General features: G+C 45.2%; 21 protein-coding genes. 12 read left to right on the top strand and 9 right to left on the bottom strand.

Annotation, left to right across the window (positions count from 1 at the left end; all coding sequences use genetic code 11):
- Nucleotides 1-273: 273 nt before the first annotated feature.
- Together GJU87_RS21160 and GJU87_RS21155 are read left to right on the top strand one after the other, a co-directional pair.
- The gene (locus GJU87_RS21160) at nt 274-1,029 is read left to right on the top strand and encodes a menaquinone biosynthetic enzyme MqnA/MqnD family protein (protein ID WP_153641281.1); all 756 of its coding nucleotides are present in this window, start codon (nt 274-276) and stop codon (nt 1,027-1,029) included.
- 72 nt (nt 1,030-1,101) lie between these two features.
- Nucleotides 1,102-2,514, top strand: a complete 1,413-nt coding sequence (locus GJU87_RS21155) for a nodulation protein NfeD (protein ID WP_228492072.1) — start codon at nt 1,102-1,104, stop codon at nt 2,512-2,514.
- An 88-nt stretch (nt 2,515-2,602) separates the two neighbouring features.
- Here the strand turns inward: GJU87_RS21155 and GJU87_RS21150 are convergent, their stop codons facing one another.
- Complete coding sequence (locus tag GJU87_RS21150; RefSeq protein ID WP_153641279.1) at nt 2,603-3,892, bottom strand: LVIVD repeat-containing protein; 1,290 nt, start codon at nt 3,890-3,892, stop codon at nt 2,603-2,605.
- Between the two features lie 122 nt (nt 3,893-4,014).
- Here GJU87_RS21150 and GJU87_RS21145 point away from each other — a divergent pair, with 122 nt between their 5' ends.
- A complete protein-coding gene (locus GJU87_RS21145) occupies nt 4,015-4,836 on the top strand; it encodes a hypothetical protein (RefSeq protein WP_153641278.1) in 822 nt (273 codons plus the stop codon).
- A 56-nt stretch (nt 4,837-4,892) separates the two neighbouring features.
- Here GJU87_RS21145 and GJU87_RS21140 read toward each other — a convergent pair whose 3' ends face one another.
- From GJU87_RS21140 to surE, 7 genes are all read right to left on the bottom strand, one after another.
- The gene (locus GJU87_RS21140; RefSeq protein ID WP_153641277.1) at nt 4,893-5,507 is read right to left on the bottom strand and encodes a fumarylacetoacetate hydrolase family protein; all 615 of its coding nucleotides are present in this window, start codon (nt 5,505-5,507) and stop codon (nt 4,893-4,895) included.
- Between the two features lie 26 nt (nt 5,508-5,533).
- The gene (locus tag GJU87_RS21135; protein WP_106543098.1) at nt 5,534-6,343 is read right to left on the bottom strand and encodes a 3'-5' exonuclease; all 810 of its coding nucleotides are present in this window, start codon (nt 6,341-6,343) and stop codon (nt 5,534-5,536) included.
- Nucleotides 6,344-6,423: 80 nt separating this feature from the next.
- Nucleotides 6,424-7,551, bottom strand: coding sequence for a DNA polymerase III subunit beta (gene dnaN / locus GJU87_RS21130; RefSeq protein ID WP_153641276.1), 1,128 nt, complete (start codon nt 7,549-7,551; stop codon nt 6,424-6,426).
- 150 nt (nt 7,552-7,701) lie between these two features.
- Nucleotides 7,702-10,119 carry a gliding motility-associated ABC transporter substrate-binding protein GldG gene (gene gldG, locus GJU87_RS21125; protein ID WP_153641275.1) on the bottom strand — a complete coding sequence of 806 codons (2,418 nt, stop codon included), beginning with the start codon at nt 10,117-10,119 and terminating at the stop codon, nt 7,702-7,704.
- A 24-nt stretch (nt 10,120-10,143) separates the two neighbouring features.
- On the bottom strand, nt 10,144-11,268 hold the full coding sequence (gene lpxB, locus GJU87_RS21120) for a lipid-A-disaccharide synthase (RefSeq protein WP_153641274.1): 1,125 nt from the start codon (nt 11,266-11,268) through the stop codon (nt 10,144-10,146).
- A gap of 60 nt (nt 11,269-11,328) precedes the next feature.
- Nucleotides 11,329-11,643, bottom strand: a complete 315-nt coding sequence (locus GJU87_RS21115) for a hypothetical protein (protein ID WP_106543102.1) — start codon at nt 11,641-11,643, stop codon at nt 11,329-11,331.
- Between the two features lie 2 nt (nt 11,644-11,645).
- Complete coding sequence (gene surE / locus GJU87_RS21110) at nt 11,646-12,407, bottom strand: 5'/3'-nucleotidase SurE (RefSeq protein WP_153641273.1); 762 nt, start codon at nt 12,405-12,407, stop codon at nt 11,646-11,648.
- A 91-nt stretch (nt 12,408-12,498) separates the two neighbouring features.
- Between surE and GJU87_RS21105 the strand changes: the two genes are divergently transcribed.
- From GJU87_RS21105 to GJU87_RS21065, 9 genes are all read left to right on the top strand, one after another.
- Nucleotides 12,499-13,767 (top strand): glycosyltransferase, encoded by a 1,269-nt coding sequence (locus tag GJU87_RS21105; protein ID WP_228492071.1) that lies wholly within the window; start codon nt 12,499-12,501, stop codon nt 13,765-13,767.
- Entirely contained in the window at nt 13,764-14,786 is a 1,023-nt protein-coding gene (locus GJU87_RS21100; RefSeq protein ID WP_106543104.1) for a dehydrogenase, read from the top strand. The genes GJU87_RS21105 and GJU87_RS21100 overlap by 4 nt, the downstream gene beginning before the upstream one ends.
- 19 nt (nt 14,787-14,805) lie before the next feature.
- Nucleotides 14,806-15,384, top strand: a complete 579-nt coding sequence (locus tag GJU87_RS21095) for an SIS domain-containing protein (RefSeq protein ID WP_106543105.1) — start codon at nt 14,806-14,808, stop codon at nt 15,382-15,384.
- Nucleotides 15,385-15,435: 51 nt separating this feature from the next.
- The gene (locus GJU87_RS21090) at nt 15,436-16,146 is read left to right on the top strand and encodes a nucleotidyltransferase family protein (protein ID WP_153641272.1); all 711 of its coding nucleotides are present in this window, start codon (nt 15,436-15,438) and stop codon (nt 16,144-16,146) included.
- Nucleotides 16,147-16,400: 254 nt separating this feature from the next.
- A complete protein-coding gene (locus GJU87_RS21085) occupies nt 16,401-18,590 on the top strand; it encodes a bifunctional (p)ppGpp synthetase/guanosine-3',5'-bis(diphosphate) 3'-pyrophosphohydrolase (protein WP_153641271.1) in 2,190 nt (729 codons plus the stop codon).
- Between the two features lie 81 nt (nt 18,591-18,671).
- Nucleotides 18,672-19,118 carry a Fur family transcriptional regulator gene (locus tag GJU87_RS21080; protein ID WP_153641270.1) on the top strand — a complete coding sequence of 149 codons (447 nt, stop codon included), beginning with the start codon at nt 18,672-18,674 and terminating at the stop codon, nt 19,116-19,118.
- A 229-nt stretch (nt 19,119-19,347) separates the two neighbouring features.
- A complete protein-coding gene (locus GJU87_RS21075) occupies nt 19,348-20,625 on the top strand; it encodes an adenylosuccinate synthase (RefSeq protein ID WP_153641269.1) in 1,278 nt (425 codons plus the stop codon).
- Between the two features lie 231 nt (nt 20,626-20,856).
- Entirely contained in the window at nt 20,857-22,302 is a 1,446-nt protein-coding gene (locus tag GJU87_RS21070; RefSeq protein ID WP_153641268.1) for a nicotinate phosphoribosyltransferase, read from the top strand.
- Nucleotides 22,302-23,402 carry an alanine racemase gene (locus GJU87_RS21065; RefSeq protein WP_153641267.1) on the top strand — a complete coding sequence of 367 codons (1,101 nt, stop codon included), beginning with the start codon at nt 22,302-22,304 and terminating at the stop codon, nt 23,400-23,402. Before GJU87_RS21070 ends, GJU87_RS21065 begins: the two co-directional genes overlap by 1 nt.
- 84 nt (nt 23,403-23,486) lie before the next feature.
- Here the strand turns inward: GJU87_RS21065 and GJU87_RS21060 are convergent, their stop codons facing one another.
- On the bottom strand, nt 23,487-24,947 hold the full coding sequence (locus GJU87_RS21060) for an aminoacyl-histidine dipeptidase (RefSeq protein ID WP_153641266.1): 1,461 nt from the start codon (nt 24,945-24,947) through the stop codon (nt 23,487-23,489).
- Nucleotides 24,948-25,128: the final 181 nt, after the last annotated feature.

Genomic DNA, 25,128 nt, shown 5'->3' with positions numbered 1-25,128 from the left:
GCCTTAGCCTAGTGGAAACGATTACATTAACAATCTTCCTCATCCTTAATTAATGTTCTGTTATTTCAGCTGAATCGCCAAATCCAGACTCAAATACCAAACTTACAGCGACCTGAACTTTGGAGAGAGGGAAAATAGCGAGCATTAAATTTGAGTTAATGATAAATCGGTTAGTGAAAACAAATCAGATAATATCATCCGGAATGGTAAAATATCAGGAATCGATCCCAATATTTTTCATACTTTTAGCAGCAATTTTGGAGAACTACAACAATGAAAAAAGTTAAAATATCCGCCGTCTCCTACCTAAACACTAAACCTTTTATTTACGGACTGGAACACTCGGGGTTTGTCAACGAAATTGAGCTTTCGCTGGACATGCCTTCTCTTTGTGCGTCCAAGCTCATCGAGGACAAAGTCGATGTAGGTTTGGTTCCGGTAGCCGTTATCCCGAAAATTAAGGGAGCTGAGATTATTTCCGACTACTGTATTGGTGCCCGCGGCCCCGTTCGTACAGTTGTCCTGGTAAGCGAAGTTCCGCTGGAAGAAGTTGATACCATCATCCTCGATTACCAGTCGAGAACCTCTGTGATGCTGGCGCGTGTGCTGGCTCGGTTCTTCTGGAAGAAAGAGGCAAAATGGCTGAAAGGTGAGCCGGGATACCATACCCGCGACATCAAAGGAAAAACGGCCGGCGTGGTTATCGGCGACCGGGTTTTTGAGATTGACGGGCACTATCCGCACGTTTACGATTTAAGCCAGGAATGGGCCAACTACACCGGACTTGATTTTGTATTCGCCTGCTGGACAGCCAATAAACCGCTTTCCGAGGATTTCAAGAAAGCTCTCAACGAAGCACTGGCCGTCGGTATCGACAACATGCCCGATGTTATTCAGGAAATTGCCCCTCAATATCCCGATTATAACCTGGCGGAATATTACAGCCGCGACATCAGCTATCCGCTGGACGAATCCAAGCGAAAGGGGCTTGAATTATTTTGGAATTATGCCGAAAAATTGGAATCTTAGGTAAACGAATTCCTGCCATTTTCCTGACATAAAAGGTAAAGCGGTTTTCGTGTAAACTAATGAATACTGCAGATGAAAATCAGACTCCTTACCTTACTGCTATTGTTGTTGGCTTATGTCCCGTCAAAAGCTGACGAAGCCGACTCATTGTCAATCAACAGTCCCAAGGTGGTACTGAGGTTTAACATTGATGAGAATATTGCGCCGGCTACCTGGAGAAAAACCAAACAGGCTTTCGCCGAAGCCGATTCGCTTCGTGCCAGTTTAATTGTTATACACCTGAATACATACGGCGGAACAGTTTTGGATGCCGATTCGATCCGGACTAAAATCCTGAATTCGAAGATACCGGTTTACGCATTTGTCGATAACAATGCTGCATCAGCAGGTGCGCTTATTGCACTTTCGTGCGATAGTGTATACATGCGCGAAGGTGCGAACATGGGAGCAGCCACCGTGGTCAACCAGACCGGCCAGGCCATGCCCGACAAATACCAGAGTTACATGCGCTCCATCATGCGGGCTACCGCCGAAGCGCACGGTAAAGACACCATCATATCAGGGCAGGATACCATCGTTAAGTGGCGACGCGATCCCAAAATCGCTGAAGCCATGGTCGACCAGAGTCTTTACATTCCGGGCATTATCGATACCGGAAAAGTACTGACGATGACTCCTACCGAGGCCATTAAATACGGTTTCTGCGAAGGCATGGTGAGTAATATTCAACAAGTGATTGATAAAGCCCATCTGGGAAATTATGTCATCAAAGAATATAAACCTACCGTTCTGGAACAGTTCATTGGTTTTTTAGTACATCCGATGGTTTCCGGAATTTTGATTTTGGCGATTCTCGGAGGCATTTACTTTGAATTGCAGACACCCGGAATTGGATTTCCGCTGGGAGTTGCTGTTTTTGCAGCCCTCTTATATTTCGCACCACTTTACCTGGAAGGTCTGGCAGCCAACTGGGAAATTCTCCTGTTCATTATCGGCCTGATTCTCATTGCCGTCGAAATATTTATCATACCCGGCTTCGGTGTAGCCGGGATACTAGGGATTATTTTTGCCATGGGCGGCTTGATCCTCAGCATGGTTGGCAACGATAAACTAAATTTCGACGGAGTTTCTGCGGAAGCGTTAACACGAGCCGTAGTAACTGTGCTGGGAGCCTTTATCGTCGTTTTCTTCTTTGCGCTTTATGCAACCAAACTCATTTTCGCTGCTCATGGTGGTCCGTTCAGAAACCTGGCATTGAACACGGCTGAAAACAGAGATGAAGGTTTTGTGGGTGTCGATGCCGGCACCAGCCTGATGATTGGCAAAACCGGCGTAGCTGTCACGGTTCTGAGACCTGCAGGCAAGGTCCAGGTAGAAAACGATATTTACGATGCCCGTGCAGGATCGGGCTTTATTGAACGCGGAGAAGAAGTCAAAGTAATCCAGTACCAGGCCGGGCAATTACACGTTGTCCGGAAAAAATAAGACACAATACTTCATTAAAAACAAAAGCGCAATCTCTTTCCTAAGAAAAACGATTGCGTTTTTTACATTTCGGCTATTGTGTTACTCATTATTCTTCCTGAACCGGAATCAAACTAACCCGGTGAATATTGGCAGGATCGCTGTAATCGTACTGGCTAAAGCCATCGTTACCTACCACAAACAAATATCCATTTACCGGAATTGCATCACGTGCCTGAATATCCTTGAAGTGGCCAATCTGATTCAAGCCTATGTGTTTTTTATTGGCTGCGTCATAGATTTTCAGTCCATCCGAACCGTCGCATACAAACAACATATCATCATCAATTCCCAAGCCAAATGGTTCAGTCATTTCCACTATGGAAATTCTTGTCGGATTGGTGATATCGGATATATCGAGAACATGCAGCTCGTTCACCTCACTTCCGCAACGCGTTCCTCCCCTCAATGTGTAAAAAGCATAATCGCCCTGAATAACCACCGGGTCGCAACTGGTAACATGTTCGAATAGTCCCATCTCCGTCAAATCTCCCGTTCCATTTATCTGATAAATCGTCACGCTACTATTTCCTCCGACAAAAAGCAAATCATTGTAAATACTAACCGTTTCCGGATCGGGAATTGAGTAAGCGCCGAGGTCCTGCATCGCTGTATTGTCCGATACATCAAAATGCTTCAGTTTATAATCAGAAAGCGAATACAGATAATCACCATACAGGCCAAAACAAGCCAACGAACCTGCCACACCAAAGGTCGCAGCACCATTAGCAGAACCTCCAGATATTCCGCTGTTCGCAGTTGCAGCATAATCACCGTTGGTCAGTTCATACCAGGATGGGTGAACCGGATAATAGTTCGATGTTTCCGGTATTTCTTCATGAATCGTTTTCTTCTTCCAGCCGATCACCACACCTTTGGTTTGATCAACCGAACCAATTCTCGCTCCCTCTTCGTAAGATGGAATGGTATATGGAAAAACAGCCGTCAGGCGACTCAGCTCTTTCACATTCTGCAAATCGGCAATATCAATAGCCACCAGGTCGGTATAACTATCGGCAAATAATGTCTGGTTTCGAATCGCCATATCGATATTTCCCGGAATTTCGATAAAAGTAACCTCTTCCGGATGAGCAGGATCACTGTTATCAAAAACATGAATTCCTTCCATGTATTCGTTTACAAAAATGTAGTTATCCTTAAAATAAATTTTCCCGGGGTGTTTCAGTGGAACAGGCGTTTCGTTGACGACTGCCGAACGTAAATCTTCGTAAGACATATATTCCGGCTCCAGCACGGTATATTCCACAGCGAATTTATCCTTACATCCATCCGAGATCAAAGCAAACAGGATGAGTAAGGGAAAGAATATTTTTTTCATAGCGGTCAGGTTTTGTTTGTTTGAAAGATGCAGAAAACAAATTTTCGGTTGCGTTGAAAAGGGGACGCAACCTTATGTAGGATAGCCTCCGTCTAACCAGTAAATGACAAACCTAACTAGCAATGAAAAGAATTGGCCTCCTATTAATCGCTTGCTTTTTTATCTCCCACCTGACAGCACAAAACGTAAAAATCGTTTCCGAAGGAATTACGCTTGATACCCTGAACGGAAGGGTGATGAAAGTTAGAAAAGGTCGTGTATTGCGTATCGCAGATGGCGAAAACAAATTCTACCTGATTTCGAAAGACGGAAAATCGTGGCTCCCGGGAAGCAGTCTGGTATTAAAGAATAAAGATGGTTCGCAAATCGAGCTCGCCGAGATCAGCCGGCCGGAAATATCCAGTTACCAGAAAGGCTATTTTGGCACCGTGCAAGCCGGAATTCTGTTGGGAAACAGGAGTGAAGAAAACGACGCTCCCTTTAGTTTTAGCATTTTACAGGGATACCGGTTAAATTCATGGTTTGCCCCGGGATTTGAGACAGGAATCGACTTCTTCGATGACGGTGTTATGCCTCTGCATGCAACAGCCAGTTTCTTCTTTTCAACCGGACAGTTTACTCCAATCATTACCATAAAAGGAGGCTGGAGTGTTCCGCTGGCGCGCGAAAAAGACGTAGCTACCTACACCCCTTACTATTCTGATTTTTATACCCCAAACTCTTACTACGCTCCCCTAAAGCTGAAAACAAGAGGAGGAATCAGTCTCAACCCGGAGTTTTCCATCATGCGCATGATGAACAATGACATGGGCTGGATTTTCAGTTGCGGCTATCGTTTCCAACGACTCACCTATCAACAGGGAGAAGAAGACGACACCAACTACTACAAAAAGAACAGGGATATCAACAGACTATCGTTACGAATCGGCCTGCTTTTTAGATAGCCATAAAAAAAGCCGGAATCCAAATCAATTCCGGCTCTTTTTTTCTGCATGTGCAGTTATTTTATCTGAAAATCAAACATCTGCTTGTCGCCGATAAAACCTTCCAGCCGATCGCCGATAGCTACCGGTCCAACTCCTGAGGGGGTTCCGGTATAAATCAAATCCCCCATTTTCAAAGTCATGAATTGAGAAACATAGGCAATGATCTTGTCAATATTGAAAAGCATATCCGATGAATTCCCATCCTGAACCACTTCACCATTCTTCTTCATCGAAAAAGCAATATTGTTCACATCACCCAACTCCGATTTAGGAATAAATTCGTTACTCAGCACCGCTGATGAATCGAAGCCTTTGGCCTTTTCCCACGGCAAACCTTTTGCCTTACATTCGCGCTGAATATCGCGGGCGGTGAAATCGACTCCCAAGCCAATTTCATCGTAATAACGATGAGCGAATTTCTCCTGGATGTTTTTTCCCAATCGTCCGATTTTGACCACCAACTCGACTTCATGGTGTATTTCATTGGAAAAATCAGGAATATAAAACGGACGGTTCCTCAGCAAAAGTGCCGAGTCTGGTTTCATGAAATAGACCGGTTCGGTAGGAACTTCGTTCTTCAGTTCTTTAGCGTGTTCCGAATAATTCCGGCCGATGCAAATGATTTTCATATGTCTTCATTTAGCTAATTCTGAGATCAGCCATTGTTGCTAAATGCACGCAAACGAATAGCTGTCAATACTTTCTTTGTATACAACGGAAACTCTCCATTCAACATCCAACCGTAATACCCCGGCTCTTCTTTCAACACCTGCTCAACCGGTTTTCCCTTGTGTTTACCAAAATTAAAAACCTCGACGCCGTCGCTGTTGTACACAATGCGGCCGGCAAAGTCCACATTCCGGTCAAACGAAGAGAATTCCGACAATTTGTCGACATCGTTCACCAGCGGATTGAATTTCTTTCCTCTGGCTTCAGCTTCTTCTGCAGAGTAGCGATCGAGCTGCGATTTCAAAACCTCATAAGTCGCCACCGTATCGACCATAGCACTGTGAGCATTCTCCAATTCCTTGTTGCAGTAGAACTCGTAGGCAGCCCCCAACGTGCGTTTCTCCATCTTATGAAAAATGGTCTGCACATCAATAAACTTCCTCTTTTTCAAATCGATGTCCACTTCTGCCCTTAGGAATTCTTCCGAAAGCAACGGAATATCGAACCGGTTGGAGTTGAACCCGGCCAAATCGCAACCTTCAAGGAAACTTGCCAAGGTTTTCGCAACTTCTTTAAACGTTGGCGCATCCTTCACATCTTCATCTTTAATTCCATGAATTGCCGAAGATTGAGCCGGAATGGGCATTTCCGGATTAATCAGCATCAGTTTCTCGTCCTGTTTTCCGCCGGGAAAGATTTTAAGCAATGCGATTTCAACAATCCGGTCGGTGACAATATTGATACCGGTAGTTTCCAAATCAAGAAACACCAGTGGGTTTTTCAAATTCAGTTCCATAAAAATACTAGTAACAAAAAACCTAACAGAAGCGGGATTCTGTCAGGTTTAGCTATGATTATTTTAATAAAAATTCTTTTCTACGCATTGATCATCATCGGCATCAGAAGCATTAGTACATCTTCTTCTTCGATTTCTTTCTCTGCAGGAAGTAAAATTCCGGCTCTTGTTGGATCGGAAAGTTCCACCATCACTTCCGTAGAAGATAGATTGGAAAGAATTTCGAGCAGGAAGGTCGATTTAAAGCCAATCTCCATCTCCTGTCCCTCGTACTGGCATTTGATGCGCTCAACGGCTGAAATGGCGAAGTCAACATCCTGTGCTGAAACCACCATTTCGGTAGATGTCAAAGCTAACTTCACCAGGTTACTGGCCTGATTCGAGAAGACCGAAACCCGTTTCAGCGTATTGTAAAACTCTACCCGGTCAACCGTCAGTCGGTTCGGATTATTCACCGGAATAACCGAATTGTAGGCCGGATAATTTCCTTCTACCAGGCGGCAAACTACTTTGAAACCGGTCAGACTGAAAAAGGCATTCTTATCGTCGAACGCGAGTTTCACATCAAAATCTTCGCGCGGCAACAAATTCTTCAACAACGAAGCCGGCTTCTTTGGAAGAATGAAGGACGACTGAACGTCAGCACGGGCATCGCTTCGTTTGTAACGAACCAATTTGTGAGCATCGGATGCCACAAACGTCAGGTCATCTTCCGACAATTCGATGTAAACACCGTTCATCACCGGACGCAACTCATCATCAGCGGTAGCAAACAACGTTTTATTGATTCCGCTCAACAGCACATCGTGCGGCATGCTAAGGCTGGTAGCTCCATCTCCCAACTCAGGAAGTTGCGGAAAGTCGGTACCATTTTGCCCGACAATCGAGAATTTACCGTTTTCGGAAAGAATTTCCACTGCCATGGTATCCATGTTGATGTTGAAAGTCAGCGGTTGCTCTGGAAACTCCTTCAGGGTATCAATCAAAATCTTAGCCGGGATAGCAATACTTCCGTCTCCCTCCGTATTTTCCAGCGAAAGCGTAGTAATAAGCGTTGTTTCCAAATCGGAAGCAGTAACCGTTAGGGTATTGCCCTCGAGTTGAAAAAGGAAATTATCGAGGATAGGCAAGGTATTTTTATTGCTGATGACCCTGCTGATTGCATTAAGATGCCTCAGTAATTCGGTACTCGAAACGACAAATCTCATGGGTAGTTATTCTTAGTTTTTAAACGATTCTCAATTAATTAGCCCTCATACAAGGCACTCGGTCCTGACAAAGCAGGTACATTACGAAGATACAAACATTCACCTACTTTGCCTACCTCGCAATATACGTTTTTCTTTCAATTTATTAACTTAATGTGCATAACGTTTTCGTCGAATGAAGTTGAAAACGACACCGAACAATAAGATAAACAGCACCGGAACAAGGAGGTTCAGCAATTGCCATTTCAATTTTTCTTCGCGGAGTCGGACCTTATCCAGCAACCGCAATTTCACCGTCCGGGTACGAAGTTCCATTAGCCCCGAATCGTCACACAAATATTGTACGGCATTCACAAAAAATGCTTTGTTTCCAAACGTCTGTTTTGCGTATCGATCGTATCCGAGCGGTAAAATCTGAACTCCTTTGGGGCCTCTATGCACCTTGTTTGCAATTAAATTTCCGTCCGAGAAGACCATCATCTTGGTGTGCGGACTCTCGTACTTCGGTTCCATTCCATTCGGCAAATGCAATTCGGTCAACATCCGGTTTTTAAATACCGACGAAAATTTTCCTTCGAGCAGAACTCCTACCGGGATGTTGTGTTGGGTGAAAAGTTCGCGGGCCGGCGGTTCATTAATCATATCCAGGCTCACCTCCATAGGCGTTTCTGTTGTTCGGGCATACGCCGAAGACGTCAGAAGAACGGTCTTTTTCACATCCTTACTTTCACCAACCAGTTCGAGTGAGCTAACAAAATCAGCCATCAGGCGATTCAGGTTTTTCCCTACCGGCGAATTCTGGGATGGCATCAGTAATGGAGAGAAATACCACGGTGCCGGCGTAAATTTTGGAGGCTGTCCTGTCAAAGCTGTATTCACCGGAATCATCCGGCACTGCACATCCTGAATCAAGTCGTGATTGAGACGAACACCGTAATGGAACAACTGATCCTGCAAATTCAATTTTCGCGGGAACGCCAGTGTCATCATTCCTTCGGAGAGGCTGTCCATGCTCACCTGCACCGGATCGATCAGCCACATCAGGCGGCCACCTTTCATGGCATACTGGTCAAGTGCAAACTTGTCCCTTTCGGGGAAAGCCTTTTCCGGGTCGGCAACAATCACCGCACGGAAACTATCGGGCGCTGCCAGCAAATCATCAGGCGTGATTCGGACCACATCATAATTCTCACTCAATGCATTTGAAAAATCTTTTACCTGCCACGGATCCAACTCTTGGTGTCCTGTCATGAAAGCCACTTTGGGCTTTTTTTCCTGCATCAAAACACGAAAAGCCCGGGCAAACTGGTATTCCAGCAATTCCACCGAACGGTTTAAATTCTCTTCAGCTGGTAATGACGGATCGTTTTGCAGGAAATTGACCACCGTTTCGTGGCCATGCAACCGAACAACAGCCGAAGGGAAAACAAGCCGCGTGGATGTTCCCTGATCGGTTTTGATGCGTAGATCGGTTGGCTTCAATCCTTCATCAATCAACGAATCGAAATAACCTTTGCGCTGCGAAGGTTTCACTTCCTGGTAAGGATCGATGAATTGCACATGAACCGGTGCACCGGCATAGACATTCATATCAATCAACTTCTCTTTGACTGCCTTGGCCAGCTTCCGGAATCCAGCCGGTAACATATCGCCTTTCAAATAGACATTGACTACAGCAGGTTGGTCAACCTCTTTCATAATTTCTCGTGTCTGATCGGCCAGCGTAAAGCGTTTTTCCGCTGTAAAGTCAATCCGGAAGAAATGATTGGTCATTAAAACAGCTGCCAGTGCAGTAGCCGCAATGTAAATTCCCAATCGGAGTACTGCGCGCTTTTTAGGAAAACGCTTCCAGAAAAGGGAAATCTGGGTAAGAAGCAAGAACAAGCCAACCATCACCAGGAAGTAGTACAAATCACGCGAATCGAGCACACCCCGGCTCACCGACTCGTAATGCTGGTTAATTCCCAACGAAGAAAGAGCTTCGGCTACACCGGAAGGGACCGGCAAGCCGGCAACAAAATCAAACCCCGTATACCAGAAAAATGACAGAAACAGCGACAAGATAAAAGCGACAATCTGGTTATCAGTTAACGAGGATGCGAACAAACCAATGGAAAGGTAGATAGCCGCCAAAAAGAAAAGTCCCAGGTAACTTCCCCACGTCGCCCCGGTATCAATACTTCCCACCGGATTACCCAAATGGTAAACCGAAAAGAAATAAAGCAAAGTAGGCGCCAACGAAAGAGCCACGACAACCAGCGCCGCTAGGTACTTAGCCAGCACTAACTGAAATGTGGAAAGCGGACGGGTGAGCAACAACTCCATGGTTCCGGTACGCTTTTCATCAGCGAACATCCGCATAGTAACAGCCGGAATCAGGAAAAGATAAACCCACGGAGCCATCGAAAACAGTCCGTCCAACGTGGCATATCCATTGTCCGGAATGTTATAATTCCCATTAAAGACCCAAAGAAATAAACCGGTGGAGAGTAAAAAAACGACAATCACCAGGTAACCGATCAGTGAACCGAAGAACTGGTTGATTTCCTTTCTGAACAGACTGTACATAAACGGCAATATTTTTCTATTGAATTATTTCAGCAGCTCAACCATCTGTTTGGCAGCCCGCGCAGCGCATCCGGGTTCCCCTAACCGCCGGCGCATTTCGTCGTAACCACTAAGCATTTTTTCCCGGTAGGCTTCATCTCCCAGAACCTGCTTCAATTCAGCGCTCACCGTATCAACGGTACAACGATCCTGGAACAATTCCTTCACAATTTCGCGGTTCACAATCAGGTTGACCAGCGAAAAATAAGGAATCTTCAGCAAAAACGGCCTTCCCCAACGGGCAATTTTCCCTAGCTCCATTTTATAACAAACGACCTGGGGAATATTCATGACAGCCGTTTCAAGGGTCGCCGTTCCGGAGGTCACTAATGCCGCCGTTGACTGCTGCAGCAATTCGTAGGTTTGATTAAAGACAACCGGAATATCTATGCCCTTCAAAACCTGACGATAAAATTCCTCTGTCTGCGAAGGTGCACCAGCCAACACAAATTCATATTCCGGAAAACGCGATGCCGTTTCAGCCATCACAGGAAGGATATTACTGATTTCCTGCTTCCGGCTACCGGCCAACAAAGCTACCAGCGGTTTCCCCGAAAGTCTGTTACGCGACACAAATGTATTGAATGTCTCATCCTGATTAGGCCGCACCGCCAACTCATCGACAGTTGGATTTCCCACATAACGGACGGGATAATCGTATTTGGCGTAGAATTCAGTTTCGAAGGGAAAGATCGTGAACATCTCATCGATGAATTGCTTCACCTTCTTCACGCGTTTGGTTTTCCACGCCCAAATTTTCGGGGAGATATAATAGAATGTTCGGATACCGTGTTCCCTGGCAAATTTCGCCATGCGCAGGTTGAATCCGGGATAATCTACGAGAATCAGCACATCTGGCTGCCAGGCAAGCAGTTCCTCTTCAGCCAGCTTGAAGTTTGCTTTAATCTTATCCAGATTTCTCACTACCGTGATGAAGCCCATGTAAGCCATTTCACGGTAGTGTTTCAGCAATCTACCACCTTCGGCTTCCATCAAATCGCCCCCGAAATAAAGAAACTCGGCCTGCGGGTCTTCCTCTTTCAGTTCGCGCATCAAATGCGAGGCGTGCAAATCACCCGATGCTTCACCGGCAATGAAAAAATACTTCACGCGTAGTAAGATTTATAATTAGATGAATCGAATTAAATTCCGATAGAAAGTCAAAATCGCTCAGGACAATTTCACGATAAAAGCCACTACGGCGTACAAAATCGTTGCTAACAATACGCCTCTTCCCGAACGCAAACGGTTCCCACGAACAAACAACATGAATAGTCCGAGGTTAGGAAAAACCGCCAAACTTAACACGTGAATAATCGTATTCGTTTCTACTAAGCGATGAATAAATGCTGAAAATGGCATGTACCCAAAGCGGAATAAATAGTATAACACAAAGAATACTACCGGCATCAAGGCTCCGGCTAACACACCCAACCAAATATTATTCAGCTTCACAGGCTGCTTTTGTTGTTCCTGATTCTCCATGGTTAAAACTTCCAGGTTTTCATGTGTTGAAATGCCTGATAAGCCGTCAAGTCGATGGTGACAGGCACAACTGAAACATAGCTGTTTTTCAGGGCAAAATCATCGGTATCGCGGGCTTCAGCTTCAGCGTTATTGAAATAGCCGGTCAACCAATAATAACTTTGGCCATGAGGATCAGTCCGGTGTTCGAACTCTTCTTCCCATTTACCACGTGTTTGCCGACAGAAATTAATGCCTTTCACCTCTCCTTTCGGGATATTCACATTCAGGCAAACGCCGTCGGGTAAACCATGCTCGGCCACCACCTGGAAAATACGGGCAACGGCCACTTTGGAACGGGCAAAATCGGCATCGGTGTCGTAATCGTTCAATGAAAAACCGATGGAAGGAATGCCGTGAATACAGCCTTCGATAGCACCGCCCATCGTTCCGGAGTACAAAATGGAAACCGAACTATTGGCCCCGTGATTAATGCCGGAAATCACAAAATCGGGCAACCGCTCGAGCAACTGGTTACAAGCCAGCTTCACACAATCAACCGGTGTTCCGGTACATGAGTAAATTGTCAGACCATCTTCTTCCTCCAGTTTATTCACGCGCAACGGCCGATCGACCGTAATGGCATGCGACATACCGGAGCGAGGACTATCAGGAGCAACGACAACAATGTCGCCAAAAAGGCGCATTACTTCAGTTACTTCCTTTAATCCTTTGGCATAAACACCATCATCGTTGGTGAGCAATATGAGTGGTCGTTCGTTCATTTTCCGAATTTTTCCATTTTTCAACAAGAAAACAAAGATAATCGTTCACGCCGAACAACTATCATCCGGATGAAAAAGTTGCATGATTCTTATGCAGTTAATTTCAAATGAGGCTCATGACATGGCGGGTGATTTTCAGGAATTATCGGTTGAATTGCATTTCGGTTTTGGCATCATACCGAAAATCGTACTTTTGTTTGTAAATTTTCATGTATTGAAGAAAGAAGTAGTCATTATCGGAACTGCATGGCCTTTCAGGGGAGGACTGGCCGCATACAATGAGCGCCTGGCCCGCGAATTTCAGGATTCGGGCTATAAAGTTCGTATTGAAACATTTACCCTGCAGTATCCCAACTTTCTTTTCCCGGGAAAAACCCAGTACGCCGATTGGGAAGCGCCGAACGATCTCGACATCCGGGCCACGGTCAATTCCATCAATCCGCTCAACTGGAGAAAAATCGGTAACCGTATTCGGAAAGAAGCACCGGATATCGTCATTTTCAAATATTGGCTGCCATTCATGGCGCCCTGTTTTGGCACTATCGCACGACACGTCCGGAAGAACAAAAAAACGAAGGTAATTGCTATTGCCGACAACATCATTCCGCACGAGCCACGTCCGGGAGATAAACCCTTTACCCGCTTTTTCACCAAAGCCGTCGACGGATTTGTAGCCATGTCGAAAAGCGTATTCAACGACATTGTCAAATTCGACCAAAACAAGCCACGAGGCCTTTGTCCTCATCCGCTTTTCGATAATTTCGGTGCTCCGCTTCCGCGGGAAGAAGCCGCCAAAGCGTTGGATTTGGATCCGAATTTTCGTTATCTCCTTTTCTTCGGCTTTATCCGCGACTACAAAGGTCTCGACTGGCTTTTGGAAGCTTTCGCAGATGAACGCCTTCGAAAATATCCGGTCAAATTGCTGGTAGCCGGTGAGTTTTATGCTCCGCCCGACAGCTATCATCAACTCATCAAAAAACTTGAGCTGGGCGACAATCTTATTCTTCAGACAGATTTTATTGCCGATAGCGAAGTGACAAAATATTTCAGCGTGGCTGACATGGTGGTCCAACCCTACAAATCGGCTACACAAAGCGGTGTGACACAAATCGGTTACCACTTCGAGAAGCCCATGTTGGTAACCGATGTGGGTGGTTTGTCCGAAATTATTCCTGACCAGAAAGTGGGTTACGTGGTACAACCGAATGTCAAAGCGATTGCCGATGCTTTGGTTGACTTTTATGAAAATGAACGTCAGGCTGAATTTGAAGGACAGGTAAAAGAAGAAAAGAAAAAATATTCATGGCAGCGGATGGTGGAGACCATCAGCGAAGTGTACAACAAATCGTCTAAGGTATGATCATCCGAAGTAAAGCTCCGTTACGAATTGGACTGGCCGGCGGCGGCTCCGACGTTTCGCCGTATTCCGACCTGTTTGGCGGCGCCATTCTGAATGCCACCATCAGCATGTATGCTTATGCTACGATCGAACCGCGAACTGACGGTAAAATCATCCTGAATGCAGTCGACAAAGGCGAACATCTCACATTAGCTTCCGCCGGGCAGCTTCCCATCGATGGTCAGCTCGATTTGCTGAAAGGCATTTACAACCGGATTGTTCGCGATTTTACACAGAAGCCGCTGTCATTCACACTGACCACGTATGTGGATGCACCTCCCGGATCGGGACTGGGCTCTTCCTCAACATTGGTAGCGGCCATTCTTGGTGCTTTCGCCGAATGGCTAAAACTTCCGCTGGGCGAATACGATATCGCACAACTGGCTTACGCTATCGAACGGGTCGATTTAGCTCAGGCCGGTGGAAAACAAGACCAGTATGCTGCGACTTTTGGAGGAGTAAACTTCATGGAGTTTTACAAAGAAGACAAGGTGATTGTGAATCCACTGAGAATCAGCCAACGTGTTCTGGATGAGCTGGCTTTCAACCTGGTTCTTTATTACACCGAAACCAGTCGGCTCTCCTCTACCATCATCGAGCAACAACGGGAAAATGTCACGAAGAAAAATACATCTTCCATCGAAGCCATGCACAACATCAAGCGGCAAGCTATTTTGATGAAAGAAGCTTTGTTGAAGGGAGAATTGGACCAGGTGGGAACAATTCTCGATTTTGGATGGCAGAACAAGAAAAAGATGGCGGAAGGGATTTCCAATCCGCAAATTGACGAAATTTACGACACCGCATTAAAAGCCGGAGCGACCGGGGGAAAAATTTCGGGCGCCGGCGGTGGTGGATTTATGTTTTTTTATTGTCCGGGAAACACCCGCTATCCGGTGGTGGAAAGCCTGCTGAAATTTGGCGGTCAGGTCAAACGGTACGGATTTACCAAACACGGCCTGAGCACCTGGACCAGTTAAACTGCATGCAAATAAAACCATGATAAGAGAACGCATAACCGAAGCGCTGGACGTAAAACGTCGCATTCTGGAAAACGACGATTTGATTGCGAAGATTGAGCTCGTTGCTGCACTGATTACACGCACCTACCGGGAAGGAGGAAAAGTTCTTTTCTGCGGAAACGGTGGAAGTGCTGCCGATGCGCAACATCTGGCTGCCGAACTTTCCGGTCGTTTCTACCTCGACAGAGACCCTCTCGATGCCGAAGCCTGTCACGTCAACACATCGTTTCTTACAGCAGTTGCCAACGATTATGATTTTGAAACAGGCTATGCCCGTTATATCAAAGCAACCGGAAGAAAAGGAGACGTGCTGGTTGGTATTTCAACGAGCGGAAACTCAGGCAACATTGTGAAAGCGATGGAAACTGCCCGAAACAAAGGGATGCATACCGTTGCCATGACCGGTGAAACAGGTGGAAAACTGAAAACGCTGGCCGATATACTGCTCAATGTTCCATCAACCGATACGCCCCGCATCCAGGAAGCTCACATCCTGATGGGACACATTTTCTGCGAAATTGTAGAAAGTAACCTGTTTGGTCAACCAGACAATTAAGCCATGTGTTATGCGTTAAAATAATGTATAACCGTTACACCAAACTAAGAAATGAAAACCGTTGAAGCCATTATATTAGCCGGCGGACTGGGTACCCGTCTTCAGGATGTTGTTTATGACATGCCCAAACCCATGGCCGCCATAAACGGCAAACCTTTCCTTTCCTATCTTTTAAATGAACTTTCGCTGCAAGGTATCGAGCGGGTTATTTTATCGGTAGGGTACAAATACAAAATGATTGAAGCCTATTTCGGTCATCGACACGCTGGGATGGAGTTAGTCTATGCCATCGAACCGGAGCCGCTGGGAACCGGAGGAGGCATCAAGCTGGCCATGGAACAGGTAAGCGGAGAGCGAGTATTCCTTTTCAATGGAGATACGTTGTTCAAAGTACCTCTGGCTGAAATGGAAAACTTCCACATGAAGAAGAATTTCGATTTAACCCTGGCCGTGAAAGAATTGACCGACTTCGATCGTTATGGTCGTGTCGAAATTACAGAGGGTAAGATTCAGGCGTTTCACGAAAAGGAAAAAGTAGCACAGGGTTTTATCAACGGCGGTGTTTACCTGATGGAAAAAGATATCCTGCTAAAGGGAAGTTATCCGGCCAAATTTTCATTTGAAAAAGATTTCCTCGAAAAGCAAATTGGGCAGATTTCCTGCGGAGCTTTCCCGGCTAACGGATATTTTCTCGATATCGGGATACCGGAAACATACGAACAGGCGCAGAATGATTTCCGCCGGCTGGAAAGTGGCGAATAAGCCAAAATTCACAATTCCACAACCCAAAGTCAGAAACAAAACGAACTTTCGCAACGTTTCAACCAAAACAACCGTTCGGCAACCACCCGGATTTGACATTTTGGCAAAGCAATTGTAGCATTCCTGATTCAACCTTTCGCAATAGGCGAAAGAAGATTGAATTATATTTCACAGGGATGAAATATTTAACCGGTAAAAAATTATTTTTACCAATTCGAAATAGCTGATTACAAAACATTTTAAACAGCAATTGAATGGGTTTACAGACCGAAGCCGAAAAACGATACATCCAGGACCTCTTCGACGATTTGCTGAAATCGTTCAACCGTCCGCTGACCGACGAAGCGAAGGCGCTTATTGTAAAAGCCTTCAACTTCGCCAATAAGGCTCATTTGGGTGTACGCAGAAAGTCCGGTGAACCCTATATTGTTCATCCCATCGCGGTAGCGAAAATTGTTACCAGTGAAATCGGCCTCGGCGCCAAATCAGCTACAGCTGCTATTCTCCACGACGTAGTGGAAGACACCGACTATTCGCTTCAGGATATTGAAAATATGTTTGGTGAGAAAGTGGCTAACCTCGTCGACGGATTGACCAAGCTCTCAGGAACCTTCGATTCCAAGCAGGCTGTCAACTTCCGGAAGATGCTACTCACCCTTTCGAACGATGTGCGCGTGATTTTGATTAAACTGGCCGACCGGTTACACAATATGCGCACACTCGATTCGATGCCCCGAAACAAGCAGCTGAAAATTGCCGGTGAAACCTTGTACGTATTTGCTCCGCTCGCTCATCGTTTGGGACTTTACTCCATCAAAACAGAGCTGGAAGATCTGAGTCTCCGATACAAACATCCGGAAGCTTACCAGCAAATCGATTTGCAGCTGCACAACCAGGAAGAACGCATTAATTACCTGGTGCATGTGTTTGCCAAACCCATTCAAAAGAAATTATACGAGGAACATTTCGATTTCACCATCAGTGGGCGACCGAAATCCATCTATTCCATTTGGAATAAGATGCAAAACAAGAAAGTCTCCTTTTCCGAAATCTACGACCTCCTCGCTATCCGCATCGTCTTCAAACCCAAACCCGGCCTGTCAGAAAAACGACAATGTTTCGATATCCTCTCCCTCATCACCGACATTTACAAGCCCAAACCCGACCGTATTCGCGACTGGATTACCATTCCCAAAGCAAACGGTTACGAGGCGCTTCACGTTACCGTGATGGGGCCGGAAGGTCAATGGGTAGAGGTACAAATCAGGACCGAGCGAATGGATGAAATTGCGGAACGTGGTTTTGCAGCCCACTACAAATACAAGGGCGATAATTCCGCGGAAAGCGAGATAGACCGATGGCTCGAAAAAATCCGGGAGCTGCTTCAGAACCCGGAATCCGATGCGCTCGACTTTCTCGATGAGTTCAAGCTCAACTTGTATTCACAGGAAATCATCATCTTCACGCCGAAAGGCGATATGAAAATGATGCCCAAGGATGCAACCGTTCTCGATTTTGCATACGACATCCATACCGAGCTGGGAAACAAATGCATTGGCGCGAAAGTCAATCATCAGCTGGTTCCTATGAGTCATGTGCTTAGTAGTGGCGACCAGGTCGAAATCCTTACTTCCGACAAGCAAAACCCAAAACCATCGTGGCTGGAAATTGCCGTTACCGCGCGAGCCAAGTCCAAAATCCGTGACTCCTTCAAACAGGAACAACGCAAACACATCGAGAACGGACAGGAGATTTTGCGCGAGGAGCTGGGAAAATTAAACGTGCTACCATCGGCCAATACCTTGAAAAAGCTGATTAACCACTTTGGCCTGCACACCAAAGAACAGCTATATGCCGAAATCGGGATGGGGCTTCTAAAGCTCGAAAAGCTGGAAGAAATTCTGCAAAAAAAGTCAGAAAACAAGTTTGTCAAATTCTGGAAACTGACCTTTTCGTCAAAGAAAAAATCATCTGGTCCGGTTATCGATAAAAAGAAGCCCTTCCTTCTGGAAGAAAATCCGGAGCAGAATAATTACATCCTGGCAACCGACTGTAATCCAATTCCCGGAGACGATGTCGTTGGCTACATCGCTGACAGCGGAAATATTTTAATTCATAAAAAAACCTGTCCGGAAGCGATAAAACTGATGTCGAGCCAGGGAGACAATATCCTTGAGGCTAAATGGACCCGTTTTAAAGTTCTGTCCTATCTTTCCCACATTTACATCAGGGGATTCGACCGCCAGGGAATGGTGAATCAGATTACCAATGTGATTTCCAATGAATATGGAATCAATATGCGCTCCATAAATTTTGACACACATGATGGTGTTTTTGAAGGGAACCTTTATCTTTACGTCCATCATACAGAGGACTTGGATAACCTGCTTTCTAAGCTAAAAGAGATAAAGGGAATTGACTCGGTTGAAAGAAAGGAGCTTTGATTTGAAAAATGACTCCAGAAATTTATACTTATTTGAATTAAATTTTATATTTTTACCTCTCTATTTAAACTTGGTTTAAGTATGAATAATCCGCAGAAAACCAAAGAAACAGTGAAAAATATTTTTACGGAATACCTTGAGAAAAAGGGTCACCGTAAAACGCCTGAGAGGTTCGCAATTTTAGACGAAATTTACTCCCGGGAAGGACACTTCGACATCGAGTCGTTATACATCTCGATGAAGAATAAGAACTACCGGGTGAGTCGTGCAACGCTCTACAATACGATCGAATTGCTTCTCGATTGCAAATTGGTCGTCAAACACCAGTTTGGAAAAAACATTGCGCAATTCGAGAAAACGTTCGCCTCTTCGCAACATGACCATTTGATTGATTTGAAAACAGGCGAAGTTTTGGAATTTTACGATCCGCGAATACGTGAGATAATTGAAGAAGCTTGCAAAAATAACAATTTCAAGTTGTCTCACCACTCACTTTACCTGTACGGGGAGCGCTTCGATAACGACTGAATATATTGACGCAAATAGTTTTATTATCAATACCCGGTCCCGCCATTCGGCGGGATTTTTTATGCCCCCTCGGAAAAAAGTTGTAATTTTAGCCGTAATTTTCCAGCCGTCGACAGGCCGTACCGGCCAGCTACATTTTCCGTAGCAAATGGTTCTGAGTTAATTACATATAAACTTAAATCAAAACCGGTTCCGCTAATCAGAGCCTGAATACTTAACATTTTTGAAAATGAAAGTAGACGTACTTCTAGGCCTTCAATGGGGTGACGAAGGTAAAGGAAAAGTTGTGGATGTACTCACCCCCCGTTACGATGTAATCACTCGTTTTCAGGGAGGTCCCAACGCAGGTCACACCCTCGAATTTAATGACATTAAACACGTTTTACACACCATTCCTTCCGGAATATTTCGTGGCGACAAGATTAACATCATTGGTAACGGTGTAGTTATCGACCCCTGTATTTTTAAGAAAGAGATCGATTCCCTGAAGGAAATAGGATTTGATATCACCGGAAATTTATTCATTTCAAAAAAGGCACATCTAATTTTGCCGACACACCGGCTGTTGGATGCAGCTTCGGAGGCAGCCAAAGGTGAAGGAAAAATTGGTTCCACACTGAAAGGAATCGGACCGACCTATCGTGATAAGATTGGCCGGGAAGGACTTCGGGTAGGTGACATTCTCAGTAATTTTGAAGAAAAATACAAAGAACGTGTCAAACAGCACACGGACTTACTGAGCAACTATTATCACTACGACTACGAAGCCGAACTGGCCGAATACGAAAAAGTATGGTTCGAAGGCATCGAAACCCTGAAGCAGTTCCAGCTGATTGACAGTGAAAACTACGTCAACAATCTGTTGGCAACCGGAAAGACTGTGATTGCTGAAGGAGCGCAGGGAACGTTGCTGGATATCGACTTTGGCTCCTATCCGTTTGTAACGTCGTCCAACACGGTTTGCGCCGGAGCGTGTACAGGACTAGGCATTGCTCCCAACAAAATCGGTGATGTGTTCGGTATTTTCAAAGCGTATTGCACCCGCGTAGGAATGGGACCGTTCCCGACGGAATTGTTCAATGACGAAGGCCAGCAGCTTCGTGACAAAGGAAATGAATACGGTTCAACCACCGGTCGCCCGCGTCGCTGCGGATGGCTCGATCTGGTAGCATTAAAATATGCCATCATGATTAACGGCGTAACCGAACTCATCATGATGAAAGCCGACGTGCTGGACGAATTTGAAACCATCAAGGTTTGTACAGCCTACCGCATCAATGGAAAAGAAACGGATGAATTCCCATACGAACTGGATGAACATGTCGAGCCGGTTTTCACCGAATTACCGGGATGGCATACTGAAATCAGTCAATTCACCCAGGAAGATCAGTTTCCGGATGAGCTGAAATCATACATCAGCTTCATCGAGGAACAAGTAGGCGTTCCCATCCGAATTGTATCGGTAGGCCCGAACAGGGCTGCTACCGTCATTCGAGAAATCGTTTAATATCTTTAAATACCCACAAATCCCGGTCATTTGGCCGGGATTTTTTTATATACAGCTTTCAACATTTCATAATCTGGAATGCATTTACATTACCATAAAATTATGGTAACTAAAAATCTATAAGACAATACTCTTCCTCATCTACCGTCTACTATTGGAAAAATCTACATAAATAGCTTCTTTAGTCAATTTATCAGTATATTTAAGGTTTAACATCCTCCACGACATATTATGCAGACATTGAACGACCATTTGGGACTATATACCGACTTTTACGAACTCACCATGGCCCAGGGCTATTTCCTTTCCGGGAAAAAGGACGAACAAGTTACGTTCGACTATTTCTTCCGGACCAATCCTTACGAAGGAGGTTACCTGGTTTATGCCGGCTTAGGTGAAGTTTTAAGATTGCTGAAACATTTCAATTATTCCGATTCGGATATTGAATACCTGAAGGAAACCGGACTTCATCCCGATTTTGTTGAGTACCTAAGAGATTTCCAATTCAATGGTAGAATTATCTCCATGAAGGAAGGGGAAATCGTCTTTCCGGGCGAACCGATACTGCGAGTTGAAGGAAATATCATCGAAGCACAGCTTATCGAGACGATGCTGCTGAACCTGCTCAATTTTCAGTCGCTGGTAGCAACGAAAGCGTTCCGGATCAAACACGTTAGCAAAGCAAAGACATTTGTCGATTTTGGTCTGCGCCGGGCACATGGACTGGGCGGGATTCACGCATCCAGAGCGGCTGTCATCGGCGGAGCATCAGCTACTTCCAACGTATTCGCCGGTAAAGCATTTAATATTCCGGTTTCCGGAACATTGGCCCACAGCTGGATCCAAAGCTTCGAAGACGAACTGGAAGCGTTCCGAACATTTGCCGACATCCACCCTAAAAATACCGTTCTGCTGGTTGACACATACGATACGCTAAAAAGTGGTGTTCCGAATGCCATCAAAGTGGCGAAGGAGATGGAAGCTCGCGGAGAGAAAATGATAGGCATCCGGCTCGACAGTGGCGACCTTGCTTACCTGAGCAAACGGGCCCGAAAACAGCTGGATGCAGCCGGACTTGAATACCTTCAGATATTCGCCTCCAACCAGCTCAACGAGCACGTAGTCAAAAGTCTGGAGGAACAGGAAGCGCCCATCGACGCCTTTGGAATCGGAACAGAAATGGTGACCGGAAAGCCGGAAGCCGCCCTCGATGGTGTTTACAAACTGGCTGAGTGCAACGGTACTCCGCGGATGAAAATTTCGGAAAACATTGAAAAAGTAACCCTTCCGGGAAAGAAAGAAGTCTATCGTTACTACGATGAGGAAGGCTTTTTCTACCGCGATGGGATTTTACTGGCTGATGAAAATCCGAATGAAGCTGAATACATTTATCATCCGCATCATCCTGAAAAATATACACAGGTATCACATCTGAGAAGAGAGAAGCTGCAGCACGTTGTTTACGAAAATGGTGAACCAACTGAAGAACTGCCTTCGCTAATGGAAATCCGTGACTACCTGATGACTCGTGCAGCATTATTACCTTCAGAACATAAGCGTTTTATCAAAGCACACATCTACAAAGTTGGAATTTCAAAAAACTTGTATAATTTACGATGTGAGTTAATGAAAAAAGTGGATAGCAAACTCTGTCAGACTGAAATAAAACCGAATTAATGGAAATCATTCGCCCGACTTTAGTATTGGACAAAAAGAAATGCCTGTCGAACATGGAATTTATGGCCAACAAGGCCCAGAAGCATCAACTCCACTTCAGGCCACATTTTAAAACTCATGTTTCTGCAGAAATAGGTTCCTGGTTTCGGGAATATGGAGTCACCGCCATTACGGTATCCTCTGTGCAAATGGCTGAATATTTCGCTGAACAGGGCTGGGATGACATCACCATTGCCTTTCCTGTCAATCCTCTGGAAATTGACAACATCAATGCATTAGCACAAAAGATTAAGCTCAATCTTGTTGTCGAGACACACGAAATTCTGAAATTCCTCAATAACAAGCTGACAGCACCAGTTGATTTTTATGTGAAAATTGATACCGGGCACGGTCGTACCGGAATTGAAGCCGACCGCGAAGGACAAATTGAAAGTCTGCTGGAATACGCTTTAATTTATAAAGAAAACATAAAATTCAAAGGATTTCTATCCCATTCAGGTCACACTTACAAAACGAAAGCCCGCCACACCATTTACAACATTCATTTCGATGCATTGATGAAGCTGAATAGCCTGAAAAAGAAGTTTTCTCCGGTGTTTCCTGATTTGGAGATCTCCATCGGCGATACTCCTGCATGCAGTATCAGCGATGATTTCCGCGGTGTTGACGAAATCCGGCCCGGCAATTTTGTCTTCTACGATTTGATGCAACAGCAACTTAGCGCTTGCACGTACGATCAGATCGCTATCCGCATGGTTTGCCCTGTCGTATCCAAAAATCAATCACGAAATGAAGTCGTCATTCACGGGGGAGCCGTTCATTTTTCCAAAGATTACATCATGAACATTGATGGTAAAAAACTGTACGGACGCATCGTCAGGAGAGATGGCAACAAACGCATTCTTTTAAATGAAATGAATTACCTGCACGATTTGTCTCAGGAACATGGTATCCTGAAGGTTTCGCCGCAGGAATTCAACAAATTCAAAATTGGCGACCTCGTCGAAATTCTTCCGGTACATGCCTGTCTGACAGCGCACGCGATGGGCTATTACCTGACAGATGAAGGCGAGATAATCGACACCATGCCCCGACACTAATAACGCATTATAAAACAACCAACAAGAAAAAAGCTTTCCCCGTTAGAGGAAAGCTTTTTTTTATGCTTGTAAGGAATTAATCCTTTATTTTTCTTCTACATTTTTCAGTGTCTCAACCAGGAAGTCCCAGAATTTGTTCACTGATTCAATGTGTACTTTCTCATCAGGAGAGTGAGGAGAACGAATGGTCGGACCAAACGAAATCATATCCCAGTTGGGATAAACCGCTCCCAGCAGACCACATTCCAATCCGGCATGAATCGCCTTAATCTCCGGTATCTTACCGAATTTATCATTATAAATCTGCTGCATCTGCTTCAGAATCGGCGAAGCCATGTTCGGCTTCCATCCGGGATATCCACCAGTAAATACAACGGTAGCTCCGGCCAGTGAGAATACACTGTCGATACGATCAGCCAGATAGTCCTTAGCAGTATCAACCGAACTACGCAACAGACACTGAATAGCGATAGTTCCATTCTCCGATTTAATCGAAGCAAGGTTTGTTGAAGTCTCTACCAATCCGGGCATATCGTCGCTCATGCGGATAACGCCGTTCGGGCAGGCATTCACCGAATCAATCAAACCATCCTGAACAGCCTCATCAATCAACGACTTCGGCATATCAGCTTCTTTGGCCACAAAACTCAGATTCGGTTCGCGACTGCTCAACTCAGCTTTGTATACTGCCTCGTATTCAGCAACCGCTTTTTTCAATGCGTCAACATTCTCTTCCGGAACAACGATATTGGCTGTACCTTCACGGGGAATCGCGTTACGCAACCCACCAGCGTTGATTCCGGCCAGACGAACATCCAGTTCAGTTACCGCATATTTCAGAAAACGAACCAGCAATTTGTTGGCATTTCCCAGACCCAGAATAATGTCCATTCCTGAGTGTCCACCTTTCAATCCGGAAATAACCAAATCAAAAGCTTTCACGCCGGAAGGAACAACCACCTGGTCGAATTCGAACTCGATGTTGGCGTCAACACCACCGGCGCAACCAACATACAATTCACCTTCGTCTTCCGAATCCATATTCAAAAGAATATCACCTTTCAGGACATCGTTCTTCAAACCGAAAGCACCCGTCATACCCGTCTCTTCGTCGCAGGTAAACAGTGCTTCAACCGGTCCGTGCTGCATATTTTTATCAGCCAGCACGGTCATGGCAGCTGCCACACCGATACCGTTATCAGCTCCCAGAGTCGTTCCCTTAGCGGTTACCCAATCGCCATCAACGTATGCATCAATCGGATCATTTTCGAAATCGTGCTTTGTATCGTTATTCTTCTGCGGAACCATATCGAGGTGGCCCTGCAAAACAACACCTTTCCGGTTTTCCATTCCCGGGGTTGCCGGTTTGCGAATGATAATGTTACCGGTTTCATCCTTGATGGTTTCCAGCCCCAGCGATTTTCCGAAGTTCTCGATAAACTCCTGGATTCTTGCCTCCTTTTTGGATGGACGTGGAATTTGAGTCAGCTGATAGAAATTTTCCCAAAGTGCTTTGGGCTCCAGATTGGTAATCTCTTTACTCATAATTTTCGATTATAATAATGTTTAAAACAGATTTTCTAATGTCCTGAACAGCGAATGATTAATGGTAGTTTTCTTTTGAATCCTTAAAAATAACAAATCAGAAGGAGGTTTGCCCTGTCAAAACTCATGATTTCCCCGAGAGGGAATAACAAAAAGGGCCGACCGGAAAACGGTCAGCCCT

This window comes from Prolixibacter sp. NT017 (genome assembly GCF_009617875.1).
In the GTDB taxonomy this organism is placed as follows: Bacteria; Bacteroidota; Bacteroidia; order Bacteroidales; family Prolixibacteraceae; genus Prolixibacter.
This window is presented reverse-complemented; position numbering and strand designations above follow the sequence as displayed.

Coding starts and splice junctions, on each gene's coding strand:
- GJU87_RS21135 (WP_106543098.1), bottom strand. CDS start 6,343: ATGGAACTGAATTTGAAAAACCCACTGGTGTTTCTTGATTTGGAAACT.
- GJU87_RS21070 (WP_153641268.1), top strand. CDS start 20,857: ATGCAGACATTGAACGACCATTTGGGACTATATACCGACTTTTACGAA.
- GJU87_RS21080 (WP_153641270.1), top strand. CDS start 18,672: ATGAATAATCCGCAGAAAACCAAAGAAACAGTGAAAAATATTTTTACG.
- GJU87_RS21105 (WP_228492071.1), top strand. CDS start 12,499: ATGCAGTTAATTTCAAATGAGGCTCATGACATGGCGGGTGATTTTCAG.
- gldG (WP_153641275.1), bottom strand. CDS start 10,119: ATGTACAGTCTGTTCAGAAAGGAAATCAACCAGTTCTTCGGTTCACTG.
- GJU87_RS21085 (WP_153641271.1), top strand. CDS start 16,401: ATGGGTTTACAGACCGAAGCCGAAAAACGATACATCCAGGACCTCTTC.
- GJU87_RS21090 (WP_153641272.1), top strand. CDS start 15,436: ATGAAAACCGTTGAAGCCATTATATTAGCCGGCGGACTGGGTACCCGT.
- GJU87_RS21150 (WP_153641279.1), bottom strand. CDS start 3,892: ATGAAAAAAATATTCTTTCCCTTACTCATCCTGTTTGCTTTGATCTCG.
- GJU87_RS21095 (WP_106543105.1), top strand. CDS start 14,806: ATGATAAGAGAACGCATAACCGAAGCGCTGGACGTAAAACGTCGCATT.
- GJU87_RS21140 (WP_153641277.1), bottom strand. CDS start 5,507: ATGAAAATCATTTGCATCGGCCGGAATTATTCGGAACACGCTAAAGAA.
- GJU87_RS21075 (WP_153641269.1), top strand. CDS start 19,348: ATGAAAGTAGACGTACTTCTAGGCCTTCAATGGGGTGACGAAGGTAAA.
- GJU87_RS21060 (WP_153641266.1), bottom strand. CDS start 24,947: ATGAGTAAAGAGATTACCAATCTGGAGCCCAAAGCACTTTGGGAAAAT.
- GJU87_RS21155 (WP_228492072.1), top strand. CDS start 1,102: ATGAAAATCAGACTCCTTACCTTACTGCTATTGTTGTTGGCTTATGTC.
- GJU87_RS21160 (WP_153641281.1), top strand. CDS start 274: ATGAAAAAAGTTAAAATATCCGCCGTCTCCTACCTAAACACTAAACCT.
- GJU87_RS21065 (WP_153641267.1), top strand. CDS start 22,302: ATGGAAATCATTCGCCCGACTTTAGTATTGGACAAAAAGAAATGCCTG.
- dnaN (WP_153641276.1), bottom strand. CDS start 7,551: ATGAGATTTGTCGTTTCGAGTACCGAATTACTGAGGCATCTTAATGCA.
- GJU87_RS21115 (WP_106543102.1), bottom strand. CDS start 11,643: ATGGAGAATCAGGAACAACAAAAGCAGCCTGTGAAGCTGAATAATATT.
- GJU87_RS21100 (WP_106543104.1), top strand. CDS start 13,764: ATGATCATCCGAAGTAAAGCTCCGTTACGAATTGGACTGGCCGGCGGC.
- surE (WP_153641273.1), bottom strand. CDS start 12,407: ATGAACGAACGACCACTCATATTGCTCACCAACGATGATGGTGTTTAT.
- GJU87_RS21145 (WP_153641278.1), top strand. CDS start 4,015: ATGAAAAGAATTGGCCTCCTATTAATCGCTTGCTTTTTTATCTCCCAC.